Raw genomic sequence first — 17,743 nt, forward strand, 5'->3', positions numbered from 1 at the left:
GTCGCCCACCCCCTCAGTCCGGCCCATGACCGGCCAGCTCCCCCTGATGGGACGTCGCCGTAGAGCAAACGCCGGCGGCGTTTGTAGGCGACGTGCGAGCCGACAGGCAAGCCGACAGGAGGTCAGCCATGGGCTGTCCGTAATTGCGGACGAGCTGTCGCGCGAAGCGCGGCTGAGGGGTGCCCGCGAACCTACGCGAGGGCGTTCCTGAGGAAGTCGCGTTGGAGGGTGAGCAGGTTCTCGGCGACGGTCTCGTCGTTGGTCATGTGGGTGATGCCGGTGAGCGGGAGGAACGTGTGCGGGCGGCCGGCGGCCATCAGCGCCTGGGAGAGGCGCAGACTGTGCGCGATGGTCACGTTGTCGTCGGCGAATCCGTGGATGATCATGAGCGGACGGCGCAGTTTCGGCGCGTCCGCGATGATCGAGTTGCGTTCGTACACGGCCGGGTCGAGGCCGAGGTAGCGCTCGGTGTAGTGGGTGTCGTAGAGCGTCCAGTCGGTGGGCGGCGCGCCGGCGCAGGCGGCGGCGAACACGTCGGGGGCGTCGAGCACGGCGAGCGCGGAGAGGAATCCGCCGTACGACCATCCGATCATCGCGACCTTGTCGAGGTCCGGCGCGGGGATCGGTGCCGCGGCATCCACCTGCTGCGCCGCGTTGAGCGCGGCGACGGCTTCGGGCAGGGCGTGCACGGCCTCGATCTGGTCGGCGAGGGTCACGTCCTTCATATTCTCGAAGATCTCGCGATCCCAGCGCGGGCCGCGGCCGGTGGTGCCGCGGCCGTCCGCGGTGACGACGAGGAAGCCCTGGTCGGCCCACCATTGCGCGTCCCAGTAGAAGGACTGCGCGGCGACGACCTGCTGGAATCCGGGGCCGCCGTACGGCTTCATCAGCACGGGCAGTTGCGCGGCGTGCGCGTACGGGCTTCCGGCGGACGGCGCGACGATCGCCGTGTACAGGCGATGCTCGCCGAGCCGCGTGAACGTCACGTTCGGCGTGAATCCGGTTTCGGCGGCGTGGTTCGCGATGGTCGCGGCGAGGCGGGCGGAGGCGGCTCCGACCGTGGCCTCTCCCTCAGTCGGCTTCGCCGACAGCTCCCTCGTCAGGGGGAGCCCGGCGGTCAGCGCGTGTTCCATCGTGACGCCGGGGGCGGCCATCGAACGGCCGGTGACGACGATGCCGCGTCCGGCGCGCGACGCGGTCCACACGCCGGTCGTCGTCGTGACCGGCGTCATCGAACCGTCGTAGCCGAGGCTCACCACGTCGAAGCTGCGGGCGTCGTGCTGGACGACGGCAAGCACGTCGTCGTCGGTCACGTCGAGCACGGTGCGCACGTTCCAGCCGAGCGGCGTGAACGCGTGGCCGTCGACGGTGAGCCGGTTCGTGTCGCCGGCCATGTCGTTCCACGCGCTGACGAGTCGTCCGTCGGGGGTGAGCGCGGGCGTGCCGGCGACGAGGTCGATCCACTGGTCGTTCGCGTGCTCCTCCATCACGTGGGTGGAGCCGAACGGATGGTCGGCGGTCGGGCGCGCGACTGTGACCTGGAGCACCTGGTCGCGCGTCTGACGGCGGTTCTGGACGAGCACGATCGGGTCGTGGCCGCGCGTCCAGCGTACGGCGGCCACGTATTCGTAGGATTCGTTGTCCCAGTCGACGTCGGCGTTCGCGAGGATGCCCGTGTAGCGTCCGTCCGCGTCGAAGTCGAGCGCGAGCGCGGTCAGGTAGACGTCGGCGTTGCGGGTGAGCGCGCGCGGGTAGCGGCGGCCCGCGGCCGGCTGTTCCGGGTCGGCCGGATCGGCGATGTACCAGGTGGGTTCGTCGGCGGTGTCGAAGGATTCGAAAAGCACGTGGCGCGAATCGGGCGCCCACCAGAAGCCGTCGTAGCGGTCCATCTCCTCGCCGGCGACGAATTCGGCGAGGCCGATCCGCCACGTGTTCTCGGCCGGATTGCCGTCCTCGTCCTCGACGGAGACGCCGTAGATCGCGGTCACGCGGTCGTCGAGCGGCTCGTAGTCGTCGTCTTCGTCGACGACTTCGGCGGCGTCGACGACGTCCTCATCCGGCCAGTCGCCGATGTCGACGAGCATGAGCCGCTCGCCGGTGGTGTACAGCACGTGCTCGCCGTCCGGGCTGATGCGCGGGTTGAGGACCGGCGTATACAGCGCCGGGTCCTCGTCGAGCCATGCGCCGGCGAGCTCGCGCGTGGCGACGTCCGGCGCGGCGGCGCGGCCGTCGGTCTCCTCCGCGTCGCCTTCCTCCGCATCGTCGCCCCAGTCGATTTCGGTGAGATACAGACGGCCGTTGATCGTGAACACGACGCGGTCGCCGTCGGCGCATACCGAATAGGAGACGATGCCGGCGCCGCCTTCGCGGGCGCGCTCGCGGCGGGCCTTCTCCTCGGCCGGGACGTCCTCGCTGTCCGCGCCCGCGCCGAGCAGGTCGCGCGGGTCGGCGAGCTTCGTCTCGTGGTGGCGGCCGTCCGCGTCGAACCAGCTGAGCCACAGGGCGGTCACCAGATCCTCGGGGCCGTCGGAACGCAGGAACAGGGCTTCGGAACCGTCGCCGATCGCCGTGGCGGAACGCGGGGCGCCGCAGGTGAACCGCAGGGTGCGCGCCTTCGCGCGGGGGAAATCATCGATAACACTCATGCCGCCCACGATACCCGTCTTCACGCGGAGGCCCCGGCAGGCGACCAAGTGGGGAATCAGCCCTAAAATGGCATGGCGTCGAGCCCGGAACACGCCGTGATTTGTTGCTTTTGCAAGTATCGACGCGTGAAATATGGCCCGTTCCAACCCCTGCGTACACTAGTCAAGGATAGAAAGGGATGACTATGAGCGTTCTCGACCGTTTTGAGAAAAGCGTGGAAGGCGCAGTGAACGGAGTGTTCTCGAAGTTCGGCTCCAAGGATCTGCAGCCCGTCGACCTGTCCAGCGCACTTGAGCGCGAGATCGACAACGAGGCCATGCCTGTGGGCCGCGACCGCACGGTCGCCCCGAACGAATACCGCTTCAAGCTGAGCACGCCCGACTTCGACCGCATCGAACAGTGGGGCAGCGAGACCCTCGCCGACGAACTGGCCGACAACCTGACGAACTACGCGCGCACCCAGCACTACGCGTTCGTCGGCCCGGTGGTCGTGATCTTCGAGGAGGACCTCGACCTGAGCAAGGGCAGCTTCAAGCTGACCTCCGCCTCGGTGCAGGGCAACGCGGTGCCGGTCACCACCACCGACCAGAACCAGGACAGCCCGCTGCTGGAGATCAACGGCAGCCAGTACCTGCTCACCAAGGACAAGACGATCCTGGGCCGCGGCTCCGGCTGCGACATCGTCATCGACGACCCGGGCATCTCCCGCAAGCATCTCGAGATCGACATCACCCCGAACGGCGTGATCGCCCGCGATCTCGGCTCCACGAACGGCACGTACGTCGAGGGCCATCAGGTGCCCGCCGCCACGCTGCTGGACGGCAACACCATCACGATCGGCCGCACGCGCATCCTCTACTGGGCGTCCTCCCAGGAGCAGGAGTGACGCGCCCCACGGCGTGAAGATCCGTGGAGGCCCCGCATGGGTCTCCGTAGAGGTTAAGGTCGAAACCGCATGACCGAACTGACATTCGCACTGCTCAAGTATGGATTCCTGATTCTGCTGTGGGTGTTCGCGTGGTTCGCCGTGCGTTCTTTGCACAAGGACATCGAGTCCTTCAGTCCGCGTCCCTCGCGTTCGCGTCGTCGCAAGGAGCGCCATGCCGCGCGCAAGGCCGCCGCGCCCGCCGTCCCGGTGACGGGCGGCGCGCCCGTCGTGGCGCCCTCCGGCGAGACGCCGCGCACGAGCACGCCCAAGCCCGCCGCGCCGCGTGCCACCACCCCCGCCGCCGCCGGCGGCACGTCCCAAGGGCCGACGCTGCTGGTCATCATCGACGGCCCGTTGGCCGGTTCCTCGGTGCCGTTGACCGGCGAGGCGATCACCCTCGGCCGCGCCGCGTCGAACACCGTGGTGCTCGACGACGAATTCGTCTCCTCGCATCACGCCCGCGTGTACGCCGATCCGCTGTCCGGCCAGTGGGCGATCGAGGATCTCGGCTCCACCAACGGAACCGTCGTCAACGGCCAGCGTCTGACCGTGCCAACCGTACTTCCCGCCCGTGTGCCCGTGCGCATCGGCGCCACTACTTTCGAGCTGAGGTGATGCATCCATGACAGGATCCGCCGACCAGTCGCCCACCACGCCGTTGCCGCAGCAGTCCGCCGGGCGCGCGCCCGAGCAGGACGAGCAGGCCACCCAGGCGATGCCCGTCAGCGCACGGGATACGCAGACCACCACGCCGATCGTCGTGAACCCGAATCCGGAACCGACCCCGGACGCGGGCGTCGCCGACGACGGCTATGCGGCCCCCGCCGGCGACGACATGGACGACCTGATCGGCGACGCCGACGGCTCCGGCGACCCCGACACCGTCGATACCGGCACCGGCACCTCCGCCGCGACTGACGCCGACGCCGCCGACCAGAAGCTCTTCCTGTGCTCGACCACCGTCTCCGACGTGGGCACCGTGCGCGCGAACAACCAGGATTCCTCGTTCGCCGGCGAGCATCTCATCGCGATCTGCGACGGCATGGGCGGCCACGCAGGCGGCGACACCGCCTCGACGATCGCCATCCGCTCGCTCGCGCACATCGAACGCGACGACGTGACCGACGACGTCGCCTCCGTCGCCTCGATGATGGAGACCTCGGTGATGGCCGCGCACGACGCGATCGTCGGCAAGGCCCGCCGCGAGCGCAAGCTCGCCGGCATGGGCACCACCGTGACCACCGTCGCGCTCGTCGACGGCTGGTGGGTGCTCGCCCACATCGGCGACTCCCGCGCCTACCTGCTGCGCGACGGCGTGCTGAGCCGCGCCACGCAGGACCACAGCTACGTCCAGCATCTCATCGACACGGGCCGCATCACCGCCTCGGAGGCGAAGAACCATCCGCAACGCAACGTCGTGATGCGCGTGCTCGGCGACTTCGACATCGACCCGCATCCGGACATCGCGATCCTCAAGGCGCATCCGGCCGACCGCTGGATGCTGTGCTCCGATGGTCTGTGCGGCGTGCTCGAGGACTCCACGATCGCCGAGACGATGACGGAACTGTCCGATCCGGCCGAATGCGCCCAACGTCTCGTCTCGATGGCGTTGCGCGCCGGCAGCACCGACAACGTGACCGCCGTGATCGGCGACGCGACACTCGCGCTCGACGCGCACGCGTTCGCGCTCCCCCAGCAGACGCCGCTCGTCGGCGGCGCCGCGAGCGCCAGCCTCGAGCCGCTCGCCGACATCGTCAACGAGCCGGTCGCGACGGCCCCCGCGCTGCGCGACGACGGCTCTCCGGCCCGTCGCGCGGCCGCGCTCACGCAGGAGGCGCACGATGCGGCCTCCGGCGCGGGCCAGCGCGAGGAGGCGCCGCGCGTCGCCCAGCCGTCCATCGTGCGCGAGGAGGCGGGCGAACGCCGCAATCCGGACACGGGCGAGATTCCGGTCGTCAAGAAGAGCGATGGCGAGGTCACGACCGATCCGAACGATCCGGCCGTCAAGCAGGCGATCCGCGAGGAGAAGGTCGAACAGCGCAGGACCGAGCACGACCGCCGCCGGCGGCGTCGCGTCGCGCTCGTCGTGGCGATCGTCGCGCTGCTCGCCGCGATCGCGGGCGGCGTGTACGGCGCGTACCGCTACAGCCAGTCGAAGTACTACGTCGGCGAGGCGGACGGCGTCGTCGCGATCTACCAGGGCGTGCCCACGAACCTCGCCGGTCTCGAACTGTCGCATGAGGTGGAGCGCACGTCGATCCAGGTGAGCAAGCTGCCCGCCACGTGGCGCACCGAGCTGCAGCAGGGCATCGTCCGCGACAGCCTGAGCGAGGCGCAGGACCATGTCAAGCTGATCCGTGACGAGTTGAAGACGATGGAGAAGGAAGGCGGGGACCAGTGATGATCGTCCTCCGTCTCCGTCAGATCGCGCTGCTGCTCGCGTCGTTCGCGATCTGCGGCATCGCGTTCTACCAGATGTTCATGCGCGTCGACGGCTCGTTCCCGTCCGAGTATCTGATGGCGTTGGGCGTGGCCGGCGTGCTGTCGCTCGTGTTCTGGATTCTCGTGGACCGGTTCCAGCCGTATGCGAGCCAGGTGATCCAGCCGTGCGTGCTGTTGCTCACCGGCATCGGCGTCGTGATGATCGCGCGTATCGACCATGAGAACGAGTCCGCGGTGGCGCTGCGCCAGATCATGTTCGTGTGCGTGGCGATCGTGCTGTGCGCGGCGCTCGTCATCGGCCTGCGCGACTACCGCGTGCTGCGCCGCTTCTCGTATGTGAGCATGGTGGTGGGCCTCGTATTGCTGCTCTCCCCGATGCTGCCCGGCCTCGGCCAGGAGATCAACGGCGCGCGCATCTGGATCCGCATCCCCGGCCTCGGGCAGATCCAGCCGGGCGAGTTCGCCAAGCTGTTCCTCGCGTTCTTCTTCGCCGCGTACCTGTTCGACCACCGCGACCAGCTGGCCGTCGGCGGCAAGAAGGTGCTCGGCCTGCAGCTGCCGCGCATCAAGGATCTCGGCCCGATCATCATCGTGTGGGTGGCCGCGATGGGCGTGCTCATCATGCAGCACGATCTCGGCACCTCGCTGATGTTCTTCGCGATGTTCGTCGCGATGCTGTACGTGGCGACCGGCCGTCTGAGCTGGATCGTCATCGGCTTCATCGCGTTCGCCGCGGGCGCGGTGCTCGCCGCGAGCCTGTTCAGCCATGTGGGCGCCCGTGTGGAGGCCTGGCTGCATCCGTTCGACAACGCGCTGTACAACCGCGCGTACGGCGGCTCCTACCAGATCGTGACCGGCCTGTTCGGCCTCGCCTCCGGCGGCATGCTCGGCACCGGCCTCGGCCAGGGGCATCCGAATCTCACGCCGTTCGCGAACTCCGACTACATCTACGCCTCCGTCGGCGAGGAGATGGGTCTCGTCGGCTGCATGGGCGTGCTCGTGCTGTACATCATCATCATCGCCTCCGGCTTCATCACCGCGATGAAGATCAAGGACGGCTTCGGCAAGCTGCTCGCCTCCGGTCTCGTGTTCACGATGGCGTTCCAGGTGTTCACCGTGGTCGGCGGTATCACGCTCGTCATCCCGCTGACCGGCCTCACACTGCCGTTCATGGCGGCCGGCGGCTCGTCGCTCATCGCGAACTACATCCTCGCGACGCTGCTGCTCATCATCTCGAACTCGGCGAACAAGCCCGCGCCGGACACCGATTCCGAAACGTTCCAGTTCGAGGCGATGGCCGTGCTGCGCGACCATGAGCTCAAGGAGCGCAAGGTCGAGCGCGCGGCCTCCGACGAGGCCGACGCCGAGCGCGAACGCCACGCCTCGCACGCCGCCCATGGCGCACATTCCGGCCGCGGCGGCCGTGCCTCGCGCGCCGAGCGGGCCGCACGCGCCACGCAGGGAGGTGCCCGATGAACAAGACCCTCCGCCAGCTGTTCACCGCCGTGATCGTGCTGTTCACGATCCTCGGCCTGTCGACGACGATCATCACCGCGATCCGCGCGACCGAACTCAACACGGACACGCGCAACTCGCGCGCCCTCTACCATGAGTTCGGCGCGCCGCGCGGCTCGATCCTCGCCTCCGACGGCACGGTGCTCGCGCAATCGAATCCGTCGAACGACGCGTTCAAATACCAGCGCTCCTACTCGAACGGCCCGCTGTACGCGCCCGTGACCGGCTACTTCTCGATCAGCCAGCGCGCCGACCGCGGCATCGAGGCGTCGCGCAACTCGCTGCTCTCCGGCGAATCGGACAGCCTGTTCTGGCAGCGCATCAAGTCGACGCTCACCGGGTCCGAGAACAAGGGCGCGAACATCGAGACGTCGATCAGCACGGGCCTGCAGCAGGCCGCGTACAACGCGCTCGGCAACCAGTCCGGCTCGGTCGTCGCGATCGAACCGAAGACCGGACGCATCCTCGCGATGGTGTCGACGCCCAGCTACGACCCGAACCTGCTCACCACGCATGACGGCAAGACGCTGACCACGAACTACGCGAACCTCACGCAGGATCCGAACAATCCGATGCTCAACAACGCGACCAGCCAGCTGTTCCCGCCCGGATCGACGTTCAAGACCGTCGTGGCGGCCACCGCGCTCGAGACCGGCCAGTACCAGACGGACACGCAGATCCCGGCCGGCGCGAGCTACACGCTGCCCGGCACGGTCACCGACCTCACCAACGTCGAATACCAGGCGAACGGCTCGAACGGCACGATCAGCTTCGAGGACGCCCTCGCCTACTCGTCGAACACGGCGTTCGCCCAGCTCGGCGTCGCGCTCGGCCAGGACAAGATCGCCGACATGGCCACGAAGCTCGGCTTCGGCAGCTCGATCGTCGTGGACGGCACCGAATCGACCGGCTCCCCGATGAAGGCCGTAGCCTCGAACTTCCCGACGTCGATGACCGACGACAAGCTCGCACTCGCCTCGATCGGCCAGGGCGACGTCACCGAGACGCCGCTGCAGAACGCGATGATCGCCGCCGCGATCGCGAACGACGGCACGCTGATGCGACCCACGCTCGTCGACCGCGTGCGCGCCAGCGACCTGTCCGTGCTGTCCGAGACGAAGGCCTCGACGATGTCCGAACCGTTCAGCTCGGACACGGCGAACAAACTCACGCAGATGATGCAGGCGGTCGTCACGAAGGATTCCCCGACGCTCGCCCCGACCGGCGTGAGCGTGGCGGCGAAGACCGGCACCGCGCAGATCGGCGCCGACAACAGCGCGATCGACGCGTGGGTGATGGGCTTCGCCCCCGCCGACGACCCGAAGATCGCGATCGCCGTCGTCGTCCACAACACCACCGGATACGGCATCACCTCCGCCGGCCCGATCTTCCGCTCCGTACTCGAGGAGGCGCTCAAGCAATGAAACTGATCGAAGGACAGCTGATCCATCGCCGATACCGCCTTGACTCGCGCATCGCGAAGGGCGGCATGGGCGAGGTGTGGAAGGGCTGGGACATCCAGCTCGGCCGCCCGGTCGCCATCAAGGCGCTGCGCTCGGACCTGACGAACGCGGAGGCGAAGCTTCGCCGCCTGCGCGCCGAGGCGCACAATTCCGCGAACCTCGCGCACCCGAACATCGCCGCGCTGTTCGAATACTACGAGCATGACGGCATCGGGTTCCTCATCATGGAGTACGTGCCGTCGAAGTCCCTCGCCGACATCTTCCACGAGAAGGGCGCGATGGACCCGCTGGAGCTGCTGCCGATCCTCATCCAGACCGCGCGCGGCCTGTTCGTCGCGCACAGCCACGGCGTGATCCACCGCGACGTGAAGCCCGCGAACATCATGGTCGCGGACAACGGCGAGGTGAAGATCACCGACTTCGGCGTCTCCTATTCGACGAACCAGGAGCAGATCACGCAGGACGGCATGGTCGTCGGCACCGCGCAGTACATCTCCCCCGAGCAGGCGCAGGGCCAGCAGGCCACGCCGCAGTCGGACATCTACTCGCTCGGCGTGGTCGCCTACGAGGGCCTGTGCGGGCACCGCCCGTTCACCGGCGCGACGCCCGTCGACATCGCGGCCGCGCATGTGAACGACCCGGTGCCGCCGCTGCCGGACACGGTCGACGTGCAGCTGCGCGAATTCGTCATGTCGATGCTCGCCAAGGACCCGCTCGACCGCCCGAAGGACGCGCTCGTCGTCTCGCGCACGCTCGCGCGCATCGAACGCCGCCTGCTCGACCAGCAGACCGAGCTCAACGACGCCACCATCACCACGGGGAGGCGCCTGCCGCGCAGGATCGCCAGCACCCCGCACATTCCCCTCGTCTCGTCGCCTGACAGGCGTGCCGCCGGCACGGACCAGCAGACGCTTTGGAAGGAGCAGCAATGAGCAACATGCCCTCTTCTCTCGCCCAGGGCCGCTACCAGCTGGGACAGCTGGTGGGTCGTGGCGGCATGGCCGAGGTGCACGTCGCCACGGACACGCGACTGGGCCGCACCGTCGCCATCAAGATCATGCGCGCCGACCTCGCCAACGACGAGATCTTCCTCAAGCGGTTCCGCCGCGAGGCGCATTCGGTCGCGCAGATGAACAATCCGAACATCGTCAACATCTACGATTCCGGCGAGGAGACGGTGATCTCCGAGAACGGCCAGCCCGAGCGCCTGCCGTACCTCGTCATGGAGTACGTGAAGGGCCAGACGCTGCGCGACATCATCCGCGTGAACGGCGCCCTGAGCCAGCGCGACGCCGAACAGGTGATGCTCGGCGTGCTCAACGCGCTCGAGTACTCGCACCGCATGGGCGTGATCCACCGCGACATCAAGCCCGGCAACATCATGATCTCCGAGCAGGGCATGGTCAAGGTCATGGACTTCGGCATCGCCCGCGCGCTCGACGATTCCGCCGCCACGATGACCCAGTCGCAGGGCGTGGTCGGCACCGCGCAGTATCTCTCCCCCGAGCAGGCGCGCGGCGAGACCGTCGACATGCGCTCCGACCTGTATTCGGCCGGCTGCGTGCTGTACGAGATGCTCACCGGCCGTCCGCCGTTCACCGGCGATTCGGCGGTGGCGATCGCCTACCAGCACGTCTCCGAGGTGGCGACGCCGCCGTCCGCCGTCGTTCCGGGCCTGCCGAAGATGTGGGATTCAATCTGTGCGAAGGCGATGGCGAAGGACCGTCAGAACCGTTACGCGACGGCCGCCGACTTCAAGAACGACATCCTCACGTACATGAACGGCGGCGTGCCGGTGGCCGCCGCGTTCAACCCGCTCACCGATCTGGCGAACATGAAGGCGCGCAAGCAGGCCGAGCAGGATGCCGCCACCGTGCCGCTCAACCCGAACGACAAGAATTCGACGCAGGCGTTCAATCCGGTGACCGGCCAGTTCGACCAGGTGCCGGCGGCCGTCGGCGCCGGCCAGCAGACCGCCGCGGCCGCCGCCCGCTCGCGCGCCGCGCAGCGCGAGGCCGCCGCGAAGGCGAAGCGGAAGAAGAAGATCATCCTCGGTTCGGTGATCGGCGGCCTGGTCGTCGTCGCGATCCTCATCGCCGTGTTCTTCGCGATGGGCGGCGAGAAGACGGTCTCGCAGACCGCGACCGTGCCGACGATCACCTCCGCGATGACGAAGGACCGCGCCAAGTCGACGATCGAGGCGGCCGGCTTCCAGTTCCAGGCGATGATCGACAACGATTCGACCGAGCCGGAGGGCACGTTCACCAAGCAGAGCCCGGAGGGCGGCACGAAGGCGACCAAGGGCTCCACCGTGAAGGTGTGGTTCTCCGCCGGCCCGCAGAGCGTGACCGTGCCCGACGTGAAGGGCATGTCCCAGTCGGAGGCGAAGGCCGCGCTGGAGAAGGCCGGGTTCAAGGTCCTGTCCAGCGTGCAGTCCGAGAACAGCGCCGACATCGAGCAGGGCGCGGTGACGCGCACCGATCCGGCGGCCGGCACCTCGCAGCCGAAGGGCACGGCGATTCAGCTGTACGTCTCCTCCGGCATGACGAAGGTCCCGGACGGCATCGTCGGCCAAGCCAAGGACGCCGCGGTCGCCTCGCTGCAGTCGCTCGGCTTCACCGTGACGATCACCGAGGAGTATTCGGACACGATCGCCGCCGGTACGGTGATGAGCGTCAACCCGGGTTCGGGCTCGTCCGTCGCGCAGGGCTCCGCGGTCACGGTCGTCGTGTCGAGGGGCAAGGAGCAGGTGACGGTGCCGGACGTGACCGGTCAGACGTATTCGGCCGCCAAGGCCCAGCTGGAGGCGCTCGGCTTCACTGTCACGCAGTCCGGTTCGACCGGCACGAGCGACAAGGTGACCTCGCAGAACCCGGCCGCCGGCCAGGCTGACAAGGGCGCGACGATCACGCTCACCACGCAGAGCTCCAGCTCGAGCTCCGGAACCGGCTCCGGTTCCGGTTCCGACAGCGGCACCGGCTCCGGCAACGGCGACACCGCCGAACCCGTCACCAAGTAGGTTCCCTCTGACACTAGGCCCCCTCTGACGAGGGGGCTCCCGGCGAAGCCGGGTGGGGGAGAGACAGCAGCCGCAGGCCGCAGGAAATGGAATCGGCTTCAGCCGATGCAGTATTTCCCGCGGCCTGCGGCCGCTCCTCTACTCTCCCCCAGTCAGCCTTCGGCTGACAGCCCCCTCGTCAGAGGGGGCCTATTTACTTCACTACTTTGGGCTGGAGGCCTTGGGCGTTGGCTACGGCGGTGGTCTGGCCGCAGACGGCGAGCCAGTTGGCGAGCAGACGGTAGCCGTCCTGCGTCATCACCGATTCGGGGTGGAACTGCACGGCGAACATCGGCTTGCCCTTCACGCGGATGCCCTGCACGATGTGGTCGCCCTGCGTCCACGCGGTCACTTCGAGCGTGTCCGGCACGGAATCGGGCTCGACGGCGAGCGAATGGTAGCGGGTCGCGGTCATCGGATTCGCGACGCCGGCGAAGATCTCGTCATCGACATGCTCGACGAGGCTTGTCTTGCCATGCATGATCGTCGGTGCATGGTCGACGGTGGCACCGTACACCTCGGCGAGCGCCTGCAGACCGAGGCACACGCCGAACATCGGCTTGCCCTGCTTGGCACACAGTCGAATCATGTCCTCGCTGGCGCCGGAATCGGCGGGGGCGCCGGGGCCGGGGCTGATGAGCACGCCGTCGTAGCCGTCGGTCACGTGCTCGTCGGACGGGTCGATGGCGTCGTTGCGCACCACGTCCACGGTCGCGCCGAGCGTCTTCAGATAGCCGACGATCGTGTAGACGAACGAATCATAGTTATCGATCACCAGAATATGCGCGGAATCGGTCACGATGGCTCCTTTACGGCATCCTCACGGGCGTCCTGTCGCAGACTCCCGTCGCGGGAAATAGGGACGTACTGACCGCCAGTCTACCGCCGCGCGCGCGACGTGGCCGCGGGCTTCCCGCGCCACGGACGCGACGCGCGCATCGTGCGCGGCCGGCGCGTGGCGACGCCACGGCCGCGCGACGAGCGCGACGTCACGACGTCACGACGACACCGCGAAATTGCTCATCTGCTGGAGGAACGGGATGTTGGTGGCCGCCCACGGGAACGTCCACTCGAACAGGGACGCCGCGGCGGCGACGCACAGCAGGCCGAGCAGGACGAGACGGACCGGCAGCACGCCCGGCTGAAGCCGCAGCAGGCCGCCGTAGATGCTCGCATCGGGGCGCGGGCGGAGGCCGGCGCGGATCGCGGCGCGCGCCGGCCAACGCCACGCGACCGCGGCGGCGATGAACAGGATGAGCCACGCGACGAGCGCGACGATCACGACCGGCTTCATCGAGCCCATGCGCGCGGGCAGCGACATGGCGGTGGTGCTGTTGCTCGCGAACTTCACCTTGCCGGACGAGTCGGTGGTGGCGAGCTCCTGCGGGATGCCGTCGGACACCTTCGCCCAGTACTTGAGCTCGCCCCAGACGATCCAGCGATGCGTCGGCGTCGAGTATTTCGGCTCGCAGGTGGTGAGCGTGATCATGCGCTTCGTGGCCTGCTGGCCGCTGTTGAACGGGTCGGGGGCGATTACGTAGACGTCTTCGGGCAGCACGATCTTGTACTTCGTGAACGTGTAGACGTACCAGTAGTCCTTCGTGCGCACGACGATCGGATCGCCCTCCTTGAGCTTGTCGACGTCGCCGAGCGGTTCGCCGTAGCCGTTGCGGTGGCCGGCGATCGCGAAGTTGCCGACCTGGCCGGGCAGCTGCGTGTCCTCGTAGTGGCCGAGACCGTGGCGGGCCAGCTGGGCGGCGTCCGTGCCCTCGACCACGTTGCGCTGCCAGCCGGCGCCGAAACGCGGCACGTACAGCTGCGCGATCAGGTCGCCGTAGCTCGCCGATTCCGGCTGCACGGGGGCGTCGCCCTGCTGCGCCTGCGCGATCTTCGTGCTGTCGCCGCTCGCGGACGGGTCGGACCAGGAGACCTTCTGACGGGTCTCGACCTGTGTGCGTTCCGCCTCGACGCCGGTCCACCACATCTGCCACACGATGTAGAGCGCGCAGATCGCGGCGAGCGTGATGAAGATCTCGGCGAGGATGCCGACCGCCTGCCAGACGGGGCCGTTGCGGCGGGCGGGGGGCGTCGCGGTTGCGGGATTCGCCGCGGGATTCGCCGCGGCGCCGGGGGGCATCGGTACCGGCGGCATGCCTGCGTTGCGTGAGGCGCGTCCGTGCTGTGCGCTGTGCTTCATCTGGTCATTCCCCTTCCGTCGCGGATTGGCCGGTCGTGGAGCCGGTCGTCGACTGCGTATCGTTCGTGGTATCGGTGGCGTCTGTGGTATCGGTGGTATCGGTGCCGCTGCCCTTGGTGACGGCCGCGTACTTGAGCGGCTGCAGCAGGGACGGCGTCTCGTCGAACGTGAGGCTCTTCTTGCGCTCCACCTTCCAACCGAGGCCGAACGCGCTCACGTACTGCTTGTAGATGGCGATCGCCGGCGACTCGTCGAGCGCCTCGATGAGCTGGTCCGGATCACCGATCGCGGAGATCGTGAACGGCGGCGAATACTTCTTGCCGTGCAACGAGACCACGTTGCCGGAGCAGATGACCGCCGAATTGAACAGCATGCGCTGGTCCATGAACTGCATCGAATCGGCTCCGCCCGCCCACAGGGCGTTGATGACCGCCTCGAGATCCTGCTGATGGATCACGTACTTGTCGATGTCGCTGCTGGAACCGGACGAATCGACCGCCTGCTCCCACATCGGCGAATCGTTGAGCGTGACGGTGATGCCGGGGCCCTCCACCTTCGGCAGCGTCGTGCCGGTGCCGGAATCCTCGCTGGTGGACGGGGTGTCGCTGTTCTTCGCGGTGAGCTCGGTGAGCGTGCTCACGTCGGAGCTGAGCTTCTTCACGTCGGCGGACAGGCCGTCGACCTCCTTGACGCGCTGTTCGACGAGCTGCGCCGTATCCGAATTGACGACGGTCGTGCGGTTCGCGCGCAGATTCGTCGCGAACAGGTAGCCGGTGAGCGCCACGACGACCATGATGGTGACGCTGCCCCACAGGGAACGTTTCGCGATATGCTTGCCGCCATGTCTGGCCATACGCGCGCCTTTCGTCTGTGTTCCGGCTGTTCCCGGTCATTCCGGCTGTTCCGGCCATGGCTCCACCCGGATTTCACCAGATTGCGAACGTCATGGCGGGCATTGTTCGCCGCTTTCGAGTGTAGCCACTATTATGACTCCTAGCCTATTGAAATGGAGACTACGCTGATGGCTGACGAAGAGCTCAACGAGAACGACGCGAAGGACCAGAAGGACTGGCAGTCCGAGACCGCAACGACTGCGGACACGAAGGCGGACACGAAGGCCAAGTCCGATTCCTCCGATGATTCCACCGACAACGGGTTCACCGTGGACATGGATCAGGTCGAGGCCGTTCTGAACGCCACCGCCGACAAGTCGGCCATGACGCCGCAGATGAAGCGCATGATGGCCCGCCAGGAGGAGAACACGAAGCGCGTCGAGGAGACGATCAAGGGCACCAAGTCGAACCCGCGCTGGTTCGTGCCGCTGTTCTGCATCCTCATGGTGATCGGCCTCGTGTGGGTCGTCTGCTACTACCTGACCAGCAACTACCCGATTCCGAACATTGGTGCCTGGAACCTGCTCATCGGCTTCGTGATCATCATGATCGGCTTCCTCATGACCATGTGGTGGCGCTGAGCGCAGAGCGACGCGCGCCCAGCGTGCTAGTGCCCGAAGGGGGATGCGGCTGTAGGCCACATCCCCCTTCGTCATATCTCCGCGCCCCCTTCAGGGGGAGCTGCATATGCCCCGATACGCCGTCCACAAGCCACTCCCCTGCGCCCCCTTCAGGGGGAGTTGTCCGGCTTCGCCGGACTGAGGGGGGTTCGGGGCCGAGGGACTGGGGACTGAGGTACTCGCCTCCCTCTGACGAGGGAGGTGTCAGCCGCAGGCTGACGGAGGGAGAGACCCCCACCGCGGTGGACGACTGTGGATAACGGATGTGGAAAGTTGTCCACAGTTATCCACAGGACCTCAGATATTGGAAATACTGGGATTGTGGACGATGTTCACGGGGTTATCCACAGGTTATCCACAGTTGTGCACAACTTATCCACTGGTTATCCACCGAAATCCACAGGTTATCCACCGTGCGGCGTCCACACGCATCCACAACGGCGTAATCCACGGTGGAAAGCAACGTTGTGGATAACTTCAGCCCCACATTGTCCACAGCGCACAATCGTTGCAAAATCAACGATTGTGCGACTTACCCACGGGATATATCCACTGTTGTCCACCGGTTATCAACTGGTTATCCCCAAGTTATCCACACTCTTTTCCACATTTGTGGAAAACTACATATGTGTGATTACCCACTGAATCATCCACATATAGGGAATACGGGAATCACCGATAGACAATCACCGCTCACCACATCACCGTGCTCACCACATCGGCGCACTCACCGCATCACCGTGCTCACCACATCGGCGCGCACAGCAGCATGACCGCGATCAGGAGCACGACCATCACACCGCCGTAAAGCCACATGCGCTGGGTGAAGGAGCGACGCCGCAGCGCCGGAATACCGGCGACGAGCAGCCAGGTGAGCACGCCGCCGACCACGAACCCGCCGACGTGCGCCTGCCATGCGATGCCGCCGACCACGAACGGCAGCAGGAAGTTGACCGCCATCCAGATCATCATCGAACGGATGTCCTCGCCGACGCGACGGTACACGATCAACACGGCCGCGAACAAACCGAACAACGCACCGGACGCGCCATAGGCGGCGGTCATCCAGTCGCCGGTCACGCGCGACCAGACGAGCATGCCGACGGCGCCGCCGAACCCGGAGATCAGATAGAGCGCGAGGAAGCGCCAATGGCCCATCAGCCGTTCGAGCACCGGGCCGACGGACCAGAGCGCGATCATGTTGAACAGGATGTGCATGAGGTTCGGCGCATGCAGGAACATCGACGTGAGGATCGTCCACGGCTTGGCGAGCATCGTCAGCGGCATCACCATGCCCGCGCCGACGAACGTCTGGAACGCGGCGGGCGCGACGAGACGCAGCAGAATCTCGACCACCCACACGGCCACGCACAGGCCGATGATCGACCACGTGACGACGGGTCCGCCGTTCCTCCACTCGTACTGGATCTGCCGTTTCGTCGGGAAGCTCATACGCATGCTGCCATCGTAGCGGGCGGGGAGAATCCCGGTGTCGTTCCACCCAATCCACACATAAGCACGCCTATGATGGGTTGCAGGGTTGGCTTGGACGGACAGGCCGACGAGAATGGGAAAGGAGCCGTCATGGAGAACAAGTCTTCGAACGGTTGGAAGTTCTTTGCGCTGCTGTTCGGTGCGTTGCTCGCAGGTCTGGTCGGCCTGTACATCTACAAGCAGCAGAACCCGGATTACGATCCGTGGGAGGAACCGTGGGAGAACAGCTCCTCTCCGGTCGATCTGGGCCTGAACAAGGGCAAGGACAAGGACGAGGAGGCCGATGAGGCTCCCGCCGAGGAAGCTCCGGAAGCCGCTGCCGAGGCCTGAGTTCTTTTCTTCGAGCGGGCGCGTGCGGCCGTGACGCGCGCCTGTGAACCACGTGAGCAATGCAAAAGCCCCGCAACCTGATGAAGGTTGCGGGGCTTTCGCGTTCATCGGCCTGCGCCGGCCAGCTGGCTCCCTCGGATGAGGAGGCTGTCCGCGC

The 17,743-nt window shown here is 67.0% G+C and carries 13 protein-coding genes and 1 pseudogene; 9 read left to right on the forward strand and 5 right to left on the reverse strand.

Annotation, left to right across the window (positions count from 1 at the left end; translation table 11 throughout):
• Positions 1–191 precede the first annotated feature (191 nt).
• Entirely contained in the window at positions 192–2,645 is a 2,454-nt protein-coding gene (locus AC1AYN_RS05660) for a prolyl oligopeptidase family serine peptidase (protein WP_476532507.1), read from the reverse strand.
• 185 nt (positions 2,646–2,830) lie between these two features.
• Between AC1AYN_RS05660 and AC1AYN_RS05665 the strand changes: the two genes are divergently transcribed.
• The 7 genes and pseudogenes from AC1AYN_RS05665 to pknB all read left to right on the forward strand — a co-directional run bounded on the left by AC1AYN_RS05665 (position 2,831) and on the right by pknB (position 12,013).
• A complete protein-coding gene (locus tag AC1AYN_RS05665; RefSeq protein WP_476502248.1) occupies positions 2,831–3,532 on the forward strand; it encodes an FhaA domain-containing protein in 702 nt (233 codons plus the stop codon).
• 69 nt (positions 3,533–3,601) lie between these two features.
• Positions 3,602–4,189 (forward strand): FHA domain-containing protein FhaB/FipA, encoded by a 588-nt coding sequence (locus AC1AYN_RS05670; protein WP_476532508.1) that lies wholly within the window; start codon positions 3,602–3,604, stop codon positions 4,187–4,189.
• 7 nt (positions 4,190–4,196) lie between these two features.
• A pseudogene (locus AC1AYN_RS05675) lies at positions 4,197–5,616 on the forward strand (PP2C family protein-serine/threonine phosphatase); the annotation flags it as partial.
• Positions 5,617–5,974: 358 nt separating this feature from the next.
• Positions 5,975–7,492, forward strand: coding sequence for an FtsW/RodA/SpoVE family cell cycle protein (locus AC1AYN_RS05680; RefSeq protein ID WP_476532591.1), 1,518 nt, complete (start codon positions 5,975–5,977; stop codon positions 7,490–7,492).
• Positions 7,489–8,955 (forward strand): peptidoglycan D,D-transpeptidase FtsI family protein, encoded by a 1,467-nt coding sequence (locus AC1AYN_RS05685; RefSeq protein WP_476532509.1) that lies wholly within the window; start codon positions 7,489–7,491, stop codon positions 8,953–8,955. The genes AC1AYN_RS05680 and AC1AYN_RS05685 overlap by 4 nt, the downstream gene beginning before the upstream one ends.
• Positions 8,952–9,926, forward strand: coding sequence for a serine/threonine-protein kinase (locus tag AC1AYN_RS05690; protein WP_476502246.1), 975 nt, complete (start codon positions 8,952–8,954; stop codon positions 9,924–9,926). Before AC1AYN_RS05685 ends, AC1AYN_RS05690 begins: the two co-directional genes overlap by 4 nt.
• A complete protein-coding gene (gene pknB, locus AC1AYN_RS05695; protein WP_476532510.1) occupies positions 9,923–12,013 on the forward strand; it encodes a Stk1 family PASTA domain-containing Ser/Thr kinase in 2,091 nt (696 codons plus the stop codon). The genes AC1AYN_RS05690 and pknB overlap by 4 nt, the downstream gene beginning before the upstream one ends.
• Positions 12,014–12,206: 193 nt before the next feature.
• Here the strand turns inward: pknB and AC1AYN_RS05700 are convergent, their stop codons facing one another.
• The 3 genes from AC1AYN_RS05700 to AC1AYN_RS05710 all read right to left on the reverse strand — a co-directional run bounded on the left by AC1AYN_RS05700 (position 12,207) and on the right by AC1AYN_RS05710 (position 15,102).
• Positions 12,207–12,851: an anthranilate synthase component II gene (locus AC1AYN_RS05700; RefSeq protein ID WP_476502244.1), complete on the reverse strand. Its 645-nt coding sequence runs from the start codon at positions 12,849–12,851 to the stop codon at positions 12,207–12,209.
• A gap of 198 nt (positions 12,852–13,049) precedes the next feature.
• Entirely contained in the window at positions 13,050–14,249 is a 1,200-nt protein-coding gene (locus tag AC1AYN_RS05705; RefSeq protein WP_476532511.1) for a class E sortase, read from the reverse strand.
• Between the two features lie 4 nt (positions 14,250–14,253).
• Positions 14,254–15,102 carry a DUF881 domain-containing protein gene (locus AC1AYN_RS05710; RefSeq protein ID WP_476532512.1) on the reverse strand — a complete coding sequence of 283 codons (849 nt, stop codon included), beginning with the start codon at positions 15,100–15,102 and terminating at the stop codon, positions 14,254–14,256.
• Between the two features lie 153 nt (positions 15,103–15,255).
• On the opposite strand from AC1AYN_RS05710, the gene crgA reads away from it, so the two are divergent.
• On the forward strand, positions 15,256–15,723 hold the full coding sequence (gene crgA, locus AC1AYN_RS05715) for a cell division protein CrgA (RefSeq protein ID WP_476502241.1): 468 nt from the start codon (positions 15,256–15,258) through the stop codon (positions 15,721–15,723).
• Between the two features lie 783 nt (positions 15,724–16,506).
• On the opposite strand, the gene AC1AYN_RS05720 is transcribed toward crgA, so the two are convergent.
• Positions 16,507–17,214: a rhomboid family intramembrane serine protease gene (locus AC1AYN_RS05720; RefSeq protein WP_476532513.1), complete on the reverse strand. Its 708-nt coding sequence runs from the start codon at positions 17,212–17,214 to the stop codon at positions 16,507–16,509.
• 132 nt (positions 17,215–17,346) lie between these two features.
• On the opposite strand from AC1AYN_RS05720, the gene AC1AYN_RS05725 reads away from it, so the two are divergent.
• Positions 17,347–17,586, forward strand: a complete 240-nt coding sequence (locus tag AC1AYN_RS05725) for a hypothetical protein (protein WP_476532514.1) — start codon at positions 17,347–17,349, stop codon at positions 17,584–17,586.
• Positions 17,587–17,743: the final 157 nt, after the last annotated feature.

This window comes from Bifidobacterium sp. LH_413 (assembly GCF_056357015.1).

Coding starts and splice junctions, on each gene's coding strand:
- AC1AYN_RS05660 (WP_476532507.1), bottom strand. CDS start 2,645: ATGAGTGTTATCGATGATTTCCCCCGCGCGAAGGCGCGCACCCTGCGG.
- AC1AYN_RS05665 (WP_476502248.1), top strand. CDS start 2,831: ATGAGCGTTCTCGACCGTTTTGAGAAAAGCGTGGAAGGCGCAGTGAAC.
- AC1AYN_RS05670 (WP_476532508.1), top strand. CDS start 3,602: ATGACCGAACTGACATTCGCACTGCTCAAGTATGGATTCCTGATTCTG.
- AC1AYN_RS05680 (WP_476532591.1), top strand. CDS start 5,975: ATGATCGTCCTCCGTCTCCGTCAGATCGCGCTGCTGCTCGCGTCGTTC.
- AC1AYN_RS05685 (WP_476532509.1), top strand. CDS start 7,489: ATGAACAAGACCCTCCGCCAGCTGTTCACCGCCGTGATCGTGCTGTTC.
- AC1AYN_RS05690 (WP_476502246.1), top strand. CDS start 8,952: ATGAAACTGATCGAAGGACAGCTGATCCATCGCCGATACCGCCTTGAC.
- pknB (WP_476532510.1), top strand. CDS start 9,923: ATGAGCAACATGCCCTCTTCTCTCGCCCAGGGCCGCTACCAGCTGGGA.
- AC1AYN_RS05705 (WP_476532511.1), bottom strand. CDS start 14,249: ATGAAGCACAGCGCACAGCACGGACGCGCCTCACGCAACGCAGGCATG.
- AC1AYN_RS05710 (WP_476532512.1), bottom strand. CDS start 15,102: ATGGCCAGACATGGCGGCAAGCATATCGCGAAACGTTCCCTGTGGGGC.
- crgA (WP_476502241.1), top strand. CDS start 15,256: ATGGAGACTACGCTGATGGCTGACGAAGAGCTCAACGAGAACGACGCG.
- AC1AYN_RS05720 (WP_476532513.1), bottom strand. CDS start 17,214: ATGAGCTTCCCGACGAAACGGCAGATCCAGTACGAGTGGAGGAACGGC.
- AC1AYN_RS05725 (WP_476532514.1), top strand. CDS start 17,347: ATGGAGAACAAGTCTTCGAACGGTTGGAAGTTCTTTGCGCTGCTGTTC.